15 protein-coding genes and 1 pseudogene (1 of these 16 only partly in view) are annotated in these 11,616 nt (G+C 73.5%); 5 read left to right on the plus strand and 11 right to left on the minus strand.

Annotation, left to right across the window (positions count from 1 at the left end; all coding sequences use genetic code 11):
• Positions 1-9 precede the first annotated feature (9 nt).
• The 8 genes from ACIOGZ_RS21230 to ACIOGZ_RS21265 form a co-directional block, all read right to left on the minus strand.
• Entirely contained in the window at positions 10-567 is a 558-nt protein-coding gene (locus ACIOGZ_RS21230) for a cupin domain-containing protein (RefSeq protein ID WP_400986759.1), read from the minus strand.
• Positions 560-1,474: an NAD(P)H-binding protein gene (locus ACIOGZ_RS21235; RefSeq protein ID WP_400986760.1), complete on the minus strand. Its 915-nt coding sequence runs from the start codon at positions 1,472-1,474 to the stop codon at positions 560-562. Before ACIOGZ_RS21235 ends, ACIOGZ_RS21230 begins: the two co-directional genes overlap by 8 nt.
• On the minus strand, positions 1,471-2,094 hold the full coding sequence (locus ACIOGZ_RS21240) for a PadR family transcriptional regulator (protein WP_400986761.1): 624 nt from the start codon (positions 2,092-2,094) through the stop codon (positions 1,471-1,473). The genes ACIOGZ_RS21235 and ACIOGZ_RS21240 overlap by 4 nt, the downstream gene beginning before the upstream one ends.
• 876 nt (positions 2,095-2,970) lie before the next feature.
• The gene (locus tag ACIOGZ_RS21245) at positions 2,971-3,825 is read right to left on the minus strand and encodes a class I SAM-dependent methyltransferase (RefSeq protein ID WP_400986762.1); all 855 of its coding nucleotides are present in this window, start codon (positions 3,823-3,825) and stop codon (positions 2,971-2,973) included.
• An 809-nt stretch (positions 3,826-4,634) separates the two neighbouring features.
• Complete coding sequence (locus tag ACIOGZ_RS21250; protein ID WP_400986764.1) at positions 4,635-4,838, minus strand: DUF397 domain-containing protein; 204 nt, start codon at positions 4,836-4,838, stop codon at positions 4,635-4,637.
• Positions 4,839-4,915: 77 nt separating this feature from the next.
• Positions 4,916-5,398, minus strand: coding sequence for a GNAT family N-acetyltransferase (locus ACIOGZ_RS21255; RefSeq protein WP_400986766.1), 483 nt, complete (start codon positions 5,396-5,398; stop codon positions 4,916-4,918).
• Positions 5,399-5,470: 72 nt separating this feature from the next.
• Entirely contained in the window at positions 5,471-5,671 is a 201-nt protein-coding gene (locus tag ACIOGZ_RS21260) for a DUF397 domain-containing protein (protein ID WP_363588088.1), read from the minus strand.
• Entirely contained in the window at positions 5,634-6,404 is a 771-nt protein-coding gene (locus ACIOGZ_RS21265) for a DUF5753 domain-containing protein (protein WP_400477183.1), read from the minus strand. The genes ACIOGZ_RS21260 and ACIOGZ_RS21265 overlap by 38 nt, the downstream gene beginning before the upstream one ends.
• A 306-nt stretch (positions 6,405-6,710) precedes the next feature.
• Between ACIOGZ_RS21265 and ACIOGZ_RS21270 the strand changes: the two genes are divergently transcribed.
• The 4 genes from ACIOGZ_RS21270 to ACIOGZ_RS21285 are packed head-to-tail and all read left to right on the plus strand — an operon-like array spanning position 6,711 to position 8,751.
• Positions 6,711-7,151, plus strand: coding sequence for an ATP-binding protein (locus ACIOGZ_RS21270; RefSeq protein ID WP_363588092.1), 441 nt, complete (start codon positions 6,711-6,713; stop codon positions 7,149-7,151).
• A complete protein-coding gene (locus ACIOGZ_RS21275) occupies positions 7,148-7,504 on the plus strand; it encodes a hypothetical protein (protein ID WP_400986769.1) in 357 nt (118 codons plus the stop codon). The genes ACIOGZ_RS21270 and ACIOGZ_RS21275 overlap by 4 nt, the downstream gene beginning before the upstream one ends.
• Positions 7,501-7,743 (plus strand): hypothetical protein, encoded by a 243-nt coding sequence (locus ACIOGZ_RS21280; RefSeq protein ID WP_363588096.1) that lies wholly within the window; start codon positions 7,501-7,503, stop codon positions 7,741-7,743. Before ACIOGZ_RS21275 ends, ACIOGZ_RS21280 begins: the two co-directional genes overlap by 4 nt.
• A 51-nt stretch (positions 7,744-7,794) precedes the next feature.
• Entirely contained in the window at positions 7,795-8,751 is a 957-nt protein-coding gene (locus ACIOGZ_RS21285) for an aldo/keto reductase (protein ID WP_400986770.1), read from the plus strand.
• A 225-nt stretch (positions 8,752-8,976) separates the two neighbouring features.
• Here the strand turns inward: ACIOGZ_RS21285 and ACIOGZ_RS21290 are convergent, their stop codons facing one another.
• The 3 genes from ACIOGZ_RS21290 to ACIOGZ_RS21300 form a co-directional block, all read right to left on the minus strand.
• A complete protein-coding gene (locus ACIOGZ_RS21290) occupies positions 8,977-9,519 on the minus strand; it encodes a DUF1707 domain-containing protein (protein ID WP_363632312.1) in 543 nt (180 codons plus the stop codon).
• Positions 9,520-9,599: 80 nt separating this feature from the next.
• Positions 9,600-10,337 (minus strand): hypothetical protein, encoded by a 738-nt coding sequence (locus ACIOGZ_RS21295; protein ID WP_400986772.1) that lies wholly within the window; start codon positions 10,335-10,337, stop codon positions 9,600-9,602.
• A gap of 152 nt (positions 10,338-10,489) precedes the next feature.
• Positions 10,490-10,861, minus strand: coding sequence for a winged helix-turn-helix transcriptional regulator (locus ACIOGZ_RS21300; RefSeq protein ID WP_400986773.1), 372 nt, complete (start codon positions 10,859-10,861; stop codon positions 10,490-10,492).
• A 124-nt stretch (positions 10,862-10,985) separates the two neighbouring features.
• Here ACIOGZ_RS21300 and ACIOGZ_RS21305 point away from each other — a divergent pair.
• Positions 10,986-11,616, plus strand: a pseudogene (locus ACIOGZ_RS21305) (NADPH-dependent F420 reductase); its annotated part runs 17 nt beyond the window's last position; the annotation flags it as partial.

Raw genomic sequence — 11,616 nt, forward strand, 5'->3', positions numbered from 1 at the left:
ACGGTGGCCTCAGCGGCCGTCCGGCCGGTGCTGGTCCTGCGGCGCGTCGGGGACCAGTTCCTGGTCGTAGCGGGCCAGGAGGGTCTGCATCATCCGGCGGTTCGGGCGGCCGTCGGCGGCGAGGGCGGCGGCCTCGATGAAGAACTCCTCGAAGCCGGCCGGGGTCAGCGTCACCAGGATCGTGGCGGGGGTGTCGCCGATCGCGGTGAAGGAGTGCGGGTGGGTGCGCGGGACGTGCAGGAAGGCGCCGGGGCCCGCCTCGGTGGTGTGTTCGTCGCACCGCAGGCGGAACGCGCCGCTGACGACGTAGAACGTCTCGTCGTGGCCGCGGTGCAGGTGCAGGGGTGCGCCCTGGCCGGGTTCGAAGGTGGACTCCAGGACGGCGATCGATCCGCCGCTCTGGGCGCCCGCGAGTTTGACGACGTACGGGCTGCCCGGCACGTGGCGGCGCCCGCCGTGTCCGGGGGCCAGGGCGACGGGTTCGCGGTGGACGCCGCCACGGCCGGGCTCCGCGCGGGGCTCGCCGCCGGGTTCCGTGCCGGGCTGCTTGCGGTGGGTGTCAGCCACGGCCGGGCTCCGCGCCGGGTTCCCCGCCGGGCTCCGCGCCGGGTTCCCCGCCGGGCTCCTCGGTGAACTGTTCGCGGTGGCGTTCGGCCCAGGCCCGGAAGGGCGTCGCCGCGCGGCCGGTGAGCTGCTGGACCGCGGGCGTGACGGTCGCGGCGAACGGTTCCAGGGAGGCGGCGCGCAGCGCCATGACCGCGTCCGCGGTCTCCGGGCGCAGGCCGTGGTCCAGGAGTGCCCGGCGGGCGGCGTGGGGCGGGATCTCGGTGAAGGCCAGCGGGGTGCCCAGGACGTCGGCCAGGATCGTGGTCATCTCGCCGGGGGTGAGGGCCTGGGGGCCGGTCAGCAGGTGGGCCCGGCCGTCGTGTCCGGGCTCGGTCAGGGCGCGGGCCGCGACGGCGGCGATGTCGGCGGGGTCGATGACGGAGACCCGGCCGGCGGCGAACGGGGCCCGCACGGTGCGGGCCGCGCGGATCGTCCCGGCCCAGGCGAGGGTGTTGGACATGAAGCCCATCGGGCGCAGGAACGTCCATGCCAGGCCGCTGTCCTGGACGGCCTGTTCGCCCGCGCGGTGCCAGCGGGCGACGGGGTCGTCCGCGTCCGGGTCGGCGGCCCGGCCGGAGGACAGCTTGACGACGGCCTCGGCGCCGGCGCGGGCGGCCGCGGCGGCGAGGTTGGCGTCGTGGCGCGGGATGTCGGGGCCGTCGGAGAGCAGGAACACCTTGCGCACGCCCCGCAGGGCGGCGGCCAGGCTGTCCGGCTCGCCGAGGTCCGCGCCGACGACGTCCACGCCGCCCGGCAGGCGGGCCCGGTCGGGGCGGCGGGTGGCGGCGCGCACGGGGGCGCCCAGGGCGGTCAGGTGGCCGACGAGGGCGCGGCCGACGGTGCCGGTCGCGCCGGTCACGAGTATCACGGGGTCCTCCGGGTGTTCCTCGTCGGGGTGTTTTTTGCCGGGGTGTTTTTTGCCGGGGTGTTCTTCGACGGGGTGTTCTTCGACGGGGTGTTCTTCGTCAGGGTGCCGAGCAGGTCGTCGTGCCAGGCCAGGTCGGCCTTCAGACGGGCGAGGCAGTGCTCGAAGATCCACGGTTCGAGGCCGGTCAGGTCCGGCCTGGCGGCCTCGAACTGCTCCTCGAACAGGGCCACCTGGTCGGCCACGGCCCGCCGGCGCGCGGCCACGGACCCGGCCAGGTCCTCGTCCGTGAGGTCCGCGGTGTACTGCAGGGCCAGGTCGACCGGGTCGGGCAGCAGGCGCACCCTGCCCAGCGCCGCGTCGCGCAGGGCGGCGAGCTCCCGGCGGCCCCGGTCGGTGATCGCGTAGACGGTCCGCTCGGGCGGGTTGCCGACCTTCTCGCTGCGCACCACCTCGACCAGGCCGTCGTCGGCCATCCGGTGCAGGACGCTGTAGAGCGATCCGGGCTTGACGTCGGTCCACAGCTCGGTGCGGTCGAGCTGGGCCGCCTGGCGGATCTGGTAGCCGTGCATCGGCCCGCCCCGGGCCAGCGCGCTGAGTGCGAAGAGTCGCGAAGTGCTCACATCACTAGTCGAACACGACTACGACCCATAGTCAAACGCGACTACGGGTGCGGGGCCGTGATGGTTCTGCGGGCCCGGACGTGGGGGGCGGCGCGGGAAATCGGCCGGTCCGACTTCCCACGCCGCCGCGTCCACCGCCAGGGGCGGGTGCGCCCCGGGGCGAAGCGTTCCCGCGGCCCCGCTGCTCCCCGCAAGGGGGCGCCGTTACAACAGAGTTGGGCGTCCCTGGCGTCTCCGACACCTGCGCGGGGGAGGTCGTGGCCGCCGTGGTCTCGGCCGACGGGCCGCGTTCCCCGACAGGTGCGTGGTGTCAGCCGACCCGACTCGAATCGGGCTGCTGGTCGCCCAGTGCCGCGGTGGCTGGACGGGAGCGGGCAATCGCCGGACGGGCACTGGGTTTCCGGGCTGGCGGATATGACTGCTGCCGGTGGCCGAAGGCCCCATCTCGGCCTCCTCGCCGGGCAGGTGGATCCGCGGGACCATCCCGTCGACGTGCCGGTGGCCCTCGCGCTCCTCGTCCGCGGTCTCCGGGCGGCGCTTGTCGATGTAGTCGCGCACCGTGTTGTCGGACGCGTCGCGGAAGTCGTACGGGCTCGCCAGCCGCCGGAAGACCCGTTCGATGGTGTGCTTCTGCTTGCGCGGCGCGGTCAGGTCCAACCCGCGACGATCCCGACGCCGGCCTCCCGACATGACCGCGACCACGGAGCGGTCTCCGACAGGACCGTGATCGCCGGACTCACCCCGACGTGCCGGGCGGACGGCGTCCCGCATTCACTCGGGCGCGGGCATGTCGACCGGACACGCGGCCTGGTCCGGGCCCGATCTCGGTTCGCGCCCGTCGGGCGGTCGCGGCCCCGGACCGGCGTCCCGGTCCGCTCAGCGGGCGGTCAGCGAGTAGGCCGGCAGCGGCGTGTTGCCGTGGTCCTTCGCCAGGGACCGGAGCACATCCGCCTGGCTCAGCACCAGGTCCAGGACCGTCTGCGGCAGCTCGGCCATCCGGTCGACGGTGTCGAGCAGTGCCGTGCAGGCGTCCACCTCCCAGTCGCCGTCCTGTAGGGCGGTTGTGTCCACGGGCTGCCCCGGGACGGGATCCCAGCCTGTCGCCGCGAGGACCCGGAGCAGGCCTGCGTGGGAGAACGGAGTGCGCACATTGCCTTCGCCCCGCGACCCGCTCGCCATGATCTGCCCCTGGATCAGGACGGCCAACAGGTGGGGCAGTTGGTCAGCCGAGCAGGGTGCGAGGTCCCACTCGGCGAAGCAAAGGTTCCGTGCCCAGCGGCGGACCCGGGCGAGGGTCTCCCGCAGCTGGTCCAGGGAGGCGAAGTACCAGGAGCAGTGTGCCAGGACGGCGTAGTCGAATCCGCTGTCGGGGAAGGTGACCGCCTCGTCGAGGACGTCCAGGCCGAAGCGGAAGTCGATGCGAGAGCCCAGAGGCGTCGCCTTGAGGCGCTCCGCCGACTGCCCCAGGGTGACCGGGGCGCCGTACGACGGATCCGCGATGTCGACCGCGACCACCCGGCCCTGCGGGCCGACGGCCTCGGCGAGGACGGCCGTCATGTCACCCTGTCCGCAGCCGACCTCCAGGACCGACGCTCCGGCCGGGATGCCCCAGCTGGAGACGAGTGCGGCCCGGTAGCGGGTCTGGGTCAGCTGGATGTCGGGGCTCACGTCGGCGGCGGCCATGGCGGCCGCGATCGAGGGTGCCGTCGCGATCAGGTCGGTCTTGTTCACAGAATCCTTCGTCGTGCTCTTCGGGAGCGGTACGTGCCGAGACCGCTGTTGCGCAGATCCGGATCGGCGCCGCTCGTTGATCCCCAAGAACTACCAGACATGGCCGACCATCCAGCCGTGATGACGACCAGATCATCCGGGACGGGACAACTGGAGCCAGGTCAACTTGCTCCTCAGCGGAGCCACTTCGAGCTGCCGCGGTGGTACCAGCGGAACCTGCTGCAGACACTGCGGCTGTACGGACCTGTTCACGGCCTTCCGCCGGACGGCGGCGCGGCCTGTTCCGACGGCTTTCCGGGCCTTCTCGTGCTCGCCGTTCTGTTCGGCCTGGTGATCCTGCTGGTCGAGGCGGTGTGGCGGGTGCGGGGGGCGCCCCGCTGGCAGCTGAGTGTCGAGGCCGGCGGGCCGCAGCCGTGCAGTCTCCTGCCCGGTGTCAAGCCCGGGGCGCAGACGGAGGACTGTCGCCGGAGCCTGACCGCCGCCATCGGCGAGCACGGCGGGGCAGCGGTGCCCCGCGCCCCGCACCCGCAGGAGGCGGGAGGGCTGCCGGCTGCGGCCGGCCGCCGCCCCGAGTCCCCAAGGACCGCAGGGCGGCGAAGGCGGCGAGGGCGGACCGACGCGCGGGAAGTCGGCCGGTCCGACTCCCCGCGCGGAACCACTGGTTTGTCGGGCCCCCCGTCCTACCGGGTTCTGTTCGGCACCCGCTCCGAGGCCTGGTGGATCCTCTGCTGCCGGACGGGTCCTTTGCTCTCACTGTTCGTCGCGGCCCCGGCTGCGCGGCCGGGGCCGCGACGGGGGTGGCTGGCGGGTCAGGCGGTGGGGAAGTCGCCGGCCTTGACTCCGGTGACGAAGGCGGCCCAGGCGTCGGCGGGGAAGACCAGCGCGGGGCCGTCGGGGTCCTTGGAGTCGCGGACGGCCATGCCGCCGACGACGACGCGCCCCGCCTCCACGCACTCGCTCGCCTGTGCGCTGTAGCTGCTCTTGCGCCACTTTGTCTGGTCGTTCGCGTGCACGGCTGTCTCCCTTGGCCGCAGGGTGTTGTGAACGAGACGCTACGCCAAGGGGGTTGGCTTTCGGTACAGCATCGCGATCAGTGGCGGCGCGTCCGGGTGGGGGCGGACCTCGTTGAGTCCTCGTAGCTCCACGCCGTGTCCAGCGCGTGCACTTTGCCGTCCCCGGCGGCGGGGTTGACCATGAGCGTGGCCCGCTCCTCGGGTCGGGCGGAGAGGAGCGCGTCGTGGATGCGGCGGGCGGCGCCGGTGCCGCGCCATCGGGTGCGTACGCCCAGCTCCTTGAGGGCGAACACCGGTGCGGCGGTGAGGTGGTGGGGCATCGGGCGGGCCATGCGGGTCCACCAGCGGTCGGCCGCCTCGACGGTGTTGCCGTAGGCGTAGCCGATGACGGCCTCGAAGCCGGGCTCACCGCCGTGGCGTTGCAGGCGTTCGCCGAAGGCGGGCAGAGCGTAGTTGGGCAGGTGCAGCAGCGGGGCGCGCACCTCGGCGTACAGGGCGGCCAGCTCATGGCGGACCGCGTCGGTGAGTTCGCGGTGGTGGCGCAGTTCGATGCCGGTCATGCCGCCGTCCTCGGGGAGTCCGTGAAAGGCCCGGGCCCTGCCGCAGCGGCAGGGCCCGGGCCTGCCAAACCGTCAGATCTGGCCGAACTCGCCGCCGCGTACGGCCGTCACGAAGGACTGCCAGGCATCAGCGGAGAAGGCCAGCCGGGGGCCGTCGGGGTCCTTGGAGTCCCGGACGCGGCCCGGGTGTGCGTCGTCGACCTCGACGCAGACACCGCCGTCATTGTTGCTGTGGCTACTCTTTCGCCATTCTTCCTGCGTCTCTGCTCGCACGGCCGTACTCCTTCAGAATGCGTCTGATCATCGCCCGGGAGTCCCGGGGCGACAGGGCCTGGGCCCTCAGTAGATCGTAGGACTCACGCCGCTCGGCGACCTTGGGCATTTCGTCGATGACCTCACCGTTCTTTGCACCTTCCGCCCAAGCGATCACACCGCCCGCCGGGAGGGTGTACAGCATGAGGGAACCGCCCATCTCAGGGTGTTCGCCGGCGGCGAAGGGCAGGACCTGGATCGTGATGAAGGAGCGCTTTTCGTCTGCTAGGGCGGTGAGTTGCTCGCACATCACATGGAGTCCGCCGACTGGTCGCCGGAGCGTCGCCTCGTCCAGGATGAACCAACATCGCGGCGGCGTCGTGGAATCCAGCCGCTTCTGACGTTCGAGTCGTGCGGCGAGCAATGCGTCGATCTCTTGCTCGGTAGCGTGCTGTTGGCCTGCACGTAGCGAGTGTCGGGCGAAAGAAGGAATTTGCAACAGGCCGGGGATGGTCGCAGAGGCGAACTCCTCGATGACGGCGGCCTGACCCTCCAGATGGATCGCCTGCCGGTACTTGCCAGGGAACTTCTCGTTCTTGGCCAACTGGTAGATGCGGTCGAACCGGCCGTCGGTGCCGAACGCCGCGTCCAGCATGCCGGGCAGGTCCGGCGGTGGCATTGATTCGGCGCGTTCGACCCGCCCGAGATGCCCCTTCGAGATATTGACGATCTTGGCGAGTTGGTCGAGCGACATACCCGCTCGCTCACGATGGGCACGCATCTCCCAGCCGAACTGGTCTCGCGCCGACCGCCCAGGATCCAGCTCGTTTGGTTGGAACCCCATGCTCAGCCTCCATGTGCCCAATCGCAGCGTGACACAGGGTCACCCTTCCCAGGTTAGCCGCTCAGAGCGACGCTTAATGCACGCACAGTGAGAATGGTGCGCAGCGATCAAGGCCACAGAGAGCTCATCATGACGAACGATCAACCAGCGGCCCGGCGGCCCGGGCCGACGTGGCGAAACTCCCGCATCCGGGACAACTCCGAGGCGAGTGAGGCCATGCCCGAAGTATTGAAGGAACAGCCGGAAACAGTGGGGGAGTACTCCTGCTGGCTGTCGCGCCACCAGAAGTCCGTGCCCACCGCACGCGGGCTGCTGCGCGGCTTCCTCTCCGACCACCAGGGGGGCGAACTGTTCGCCGACCACTCCGGGCTGGTGCTCGGCGAACTCGTCACCAACGCCGTCCAGCACGCCCGCACCCCGTCCGACCGGCTGCTGTTCGTGCGCTTCGCCCTCTCGGCCGACGACCTGCGGATCGAGGTCCACGACGCCGACCCCCGCCAGCCCGTGCTGCGCCGCGTGGGCGGGGACGAAGAATGCGGGCGGGGGCTGTGGCTGGTGTCCGAACTCGCCCTCCGATGGGGCTGCCGCTCCCACGCGGGCGGGGTCGGCAAAGCGGTGTGGGCGGTCCTCGGACCCCCGAGCGGGGACGCGTCGTGACCGCCATCCCTCCCCGCGACTACCCGCACCCGGTCACCGTCGAGATCGGCGGCGTCACCCAGACCGCCACCTTCGCCCGGCTCGCCGACGCCCTGGCAGCCGTGCGCACCGCCCTGGCCCGCCTGCCCCTCGACGACGACCACGCCGCCTACCTCACCGACCTGTTCGCCCCCGAATCCACCGCCCGCGTCGCCCGCCGGCTCACCGACGTCGGCGCGCTGCGCACGATCGCCTTCGTCGGCATCCACGCCCACCCCATCCACCTGCGCCCCGCCGAAAGCCCCGAAAGCCCCGAAAGCCCTGAGGGCCCCGACGGCACCGCAGGCGCCGACGAGCTCCCGGAGCCGGTGTGAGGCGCCTTTGCGCCCGGGTCGCGAGGTGGTGGTGCCTGCGCGGCCGGTTCTCCCTGCCCGTGCGGGCGTTGAGCCCCGGGCGCCGCGCCGCCCACGCCGAGATGCGGCGCCGGGCGGCCGCCCCCGGCAGCACCGAGGCCCTGCGGCGGGCCGTCGCCGACCACGCCCGCCGACCGCGCCCGCCGGGCGCCCTCGCGCTGGACGAGTGGTTCCGAAGCCGGTCAGCGGTCGATCGGTGACCGGGTGACGGGCGGCCGGTCTTGTCGTCGTGCCAGAACTAGGGTGACCCCATGGAATATCGAACGCTCGGCAACAGCGGACTCCTCGTCTCCGTGGTCGGACTCGGCTGCAACAACTTCGGCGGACGTCTCGACGCGGCGCAGACACGCGCGGTGGTCGACGCGGCACTCGACGCCGGGGTGACGCTCTTCGACACCGCCGACATGTACGGGGCCGGAGGCGGCTCCGAGACGCTGCTCGGCCAGGCGTTGAAAGGGCGGCGCGACGAGGTCGTGCTGGCCACCAAGTTCGGCTATCAGCGGGCGGACCTGGGGTACGGGCCCGCAGCCGGGGCGAAGGGCGGCCGGGCCTACATCCGGCGCGCGGTCGAGGAGTCGCTGCGACGCCTGCAGACCGACCACATCGACCTCTACCAGCTGCACACCCCCGACCCGCGCACGCCGATCGCCGAGACGCTCGCCGCGCTCAGCGAGCTGGTACGCGAAGGCAAGGTGCGCTACATCGGGCACTCCAACTTCGCCGGCTGGCAGATCGCCGAGGCCGCGCACGTCGCCCGGGAGATCGGGGCCGTCCCGTTCGTCTCGGCCCAGAACGAATGGTCGCTGCTCGAACGCGGCGTGGAGCGGGAGGTGGTGCCCGCGGCGCTGCACTACGGCCTCGGTGTGCTGCCGTTCTACCCGCTCGCCAACGGCCTGCTGACCGGGAAGGTGCGCCGTGCCACGGGCGTGCCCACGGGCTCGCGCCTGGCGTCGCGGCCCGAGCGGGTGACCGAGGCCGGCCTCGACGCGGTCGAACGCCTCGCCGCCTGGGGCGAGGCGCGCGGCCGGAGCGTCCTGGAGATCGGCGTGGGCGCGCTCGCCGCACGGCCCGGCTGCGGCTCGGTCATCGCCGGGGCGAGCAGTGCCGAGCAGGTGCGCGCCAACGCCGCCGCCGGGCAATGGGTGCCGACCTCCGAGGAACTGGCCGAGATCGACGCGGTCCTCGACGCGGAACACGCCGTGGCCTGATCGGAGCGGGAGAACACGGGCGCCGCGCAGGGCACGTCGGCGGCACGGGTTCCGGCTCCCGGTGAGGCCGCCGCTGCCACCCGGCGTGCCGCTCGTCCAGGGGTGAACCGGCGAGGCCCCGCACCGAACAGCGCGGGGAATCACCGCTGTCACCTGGCGTGACGCATCGTCAACCAGGCGTCAAGCGAAGAGAGTTGCGGCAGCCGACCGGCCCCGGGGGGGGTCTCAGTGCCGCGCGTGGCGGATCTTCAGCCGTCCGAATCCGGTGGTCCCGGAGATCCGGATCGTGGGGCCGCCGGGGGTGGGGCGCCGCGGGGGCTTGTAGCGGGCCTCCTTCCAGCCGGAGTGCATGCCCTCGATGTCGACGACCGCGTCGTGGGGCACCGTGATCCTGGCGCCGCCGGTGCCGAGTTGCAGTTCGATGTCGACGACCGGGTGCTCGATGACCGCCCGGGACAGGTCCAGGCGCACCCTGCCGAGCGCGGAGAAGACCTTGAGGGTCCGGGGCACCTTCCAGGCGCCGCTGCGCCGGATGCGTCCTGTGGCGGCGCCGATCGTCGTCTCGGTGCCCGCGCCCGGTTCGGGGAGCGAGGCCAGGGACCGCGCGAGTGCGTCCTGCGTCCTGGCGGTGAGGGCCTGGTGGAGGCGTTCGTCCATCTCCTCGTGGGAGATGCGTCCTTGGCTGTACGCCTCTTGCAGGCGTTGCACGGCCGTGTCGCGGTCGTCGTCGCCGGCCAGGGGCGAGAGGTCTTCCGGCAGCGAGGTCACCGTCCCACTCTAGTGCCGCGCCTGGGCCGCGAACCCGCCAAGGCCCCTGGCGGGAACGGCCGGTGCCGGGCGGGTGGGCCTCATGGCATCGGCCATGCGCGGGTGGGCGCGTGGTCGGCCTCGGGGCCGTGCAGTTGGGTGGCGAGCAGGCGGCCCGCCGCCGAGGCCAGGCCCTGGCGGTCCGCCACCGGATGCGGACCGTCCAGGAGGGACATGGTGAGGCGGTAGGTCGACAGGGCCTTGTCCGTCCGGGCCCTGGTCCGTTCCTCGGACGGTGCGCGGGACAGGACCAGGACCGCCGGCTCGCGGTTCTCGGCGATGGTGGCGCCGAGGCGGGCGTGGCCGTCCAGGACCGCATGGCAGTTGAGCCCGCTGAACCACCAGAGCAGGACGGGCGCCAGGATCCCCTCCCGGGCCTGCTTGCGGCAGGCCTTCACCCGGGGGTCGTCGGGTGGCGGCATCCGGCGCAGCGGCATGACCCGCCGGGAGCCGTCGAACCAGTTGACGTAGCCGTCGGGGTGGCCGTCGAGCAGCAGGGAGCGCCACTGGCCGCCCGGCCCGCCTGCGGTCGGTGCCGTCCCCTCGCGGGCGAGCCGCGGGGAGAGCACCCACCGCCCCTCGTGGAGCGGGCCGTCGGCGCGGGCGTGCAGGGCGCCGGCGAAGCGGTGCGCCCAGCGGGCGTACCAGGACGGCCCTCCCGGCCCGGCGACCGCGCGCGCCTCGGCGGCCCGCAGCGGGGCGAGGGGGGAGCGGTAGTGGTCCGTGCGGGAGTACTCGACGCCGCAGCGGTCGTCGTCGATCCTGGCGGTGAGCACCACCCGCGGACCCTGCGACAGGACGATCAGGGTTCCCGTTCGCCGTCCGCGGCCGCAGCCCCGGCTCGGTGGCAGGGGGGAGCTCCAGGCCCAGGCCGCCCCAGGATCCGCCGTCGGCCGCCGCTGTCAGATTCCTCCGGTGCACCGGAGAAATCCTAGGCCCCGGCGGGCCCCGGGCCTTCGGCGCGGTCCTGGGCCGCCATGACGTCGTCGCCGTGCTCGAACGCCCACGCGCCGAGGGCGCCCACCGGGGTGAGCAGGCTCGCCCCCAGGCCGGTGAGCGCGTACTCGACGCGGGGCGGAGACCCGGGGTGGGCGGTGCGTTCCACCAGGCCGCTGGCCTGCAGGCGGCGCAGGGTCTCGGTCAGCACCTTGGGGCTGATGCCCCCGATCCGCGCGCGCAACTGCCCGGGGCGCTGGGGGTGGTGGCGCAGCGCCCACAGGACGACCGGGTTCCAGGTGTTGGCGAGCAGGTCGAAGGCGAGGCGGGCGGGGCAGTCGGCGAGGAGGTCCTGATCGGTGGTCACGTACCGAATGGTGCCCGAGCCGGTGCCTAGTGTCGTCAGCGCAGTCGACGTCGTCGATGCCGTCGACATCGTCGATGTCGATGTCGATGTCGTCGGCGTGTTCGGGAGAAGGGGAGTGGGGATCGTGAGGATCGGGATCATCGGCACCGGCGCCATGGCCGGTGCGCTGGGCGGGCAGTGGGTGCGCGCGGGCCACGACGTGCTGGTGGGCGGGCGCGACGGCGCCCGGGCCGCGGCCCTGGCCGGGCGGATCGGAGCCCGGACGGGGGGCGTGCGGGAGGCGGCCGGGCACGGGGCGGACGCCGTCCTGCTCGCCGTGCCCCACGCGGCGGCGGCCGGTGTGGCCGCCGCTCTGGCCGACGTCCTGTGCGGGCGCACGCTGGTGGACTGCACCAACCCGGTGGCCCCGGGTTTCGTCCTGGCCACCGGCGCCGGGCCCTCGGCGGCCGAGCGCATCGCGGCGGGCGCGCCCGGGGCGCACGTGGTCAAGGCGTTCAACCTGTGCCACGAGAGCGTGTGGCGCCTGAGCCCGCCGGTGTTCGACGGGCGTCCGCTGGCCGTCCCGCTGTGCGGGGACGAGCCGGGCGCGCTGGAGACGGTGCGGCGCCTGGTGCGGGACGTGGGCTGCGAGCCGGTGGGCGGCGGGGGGGGGGGGGGGGGGGGGCGGGGGGGGGGGGGGGGGGGGCCCCCCGCGGGGGGGGGGGGGGGGTGGGTGGGCGGGGGCGGGGCCGCCCAGGCGCGCGCCCCGCCCCGGG

The sequence above is a fragment of the Kitasatospora sp. NPDC088160 genome (assembly GCF_044741445.1).
Lineage (GTDB): Bacteria > Actinomycetota > Actinomycetes > Streptomycetales > Streptomycetaceae > Kitasatospora.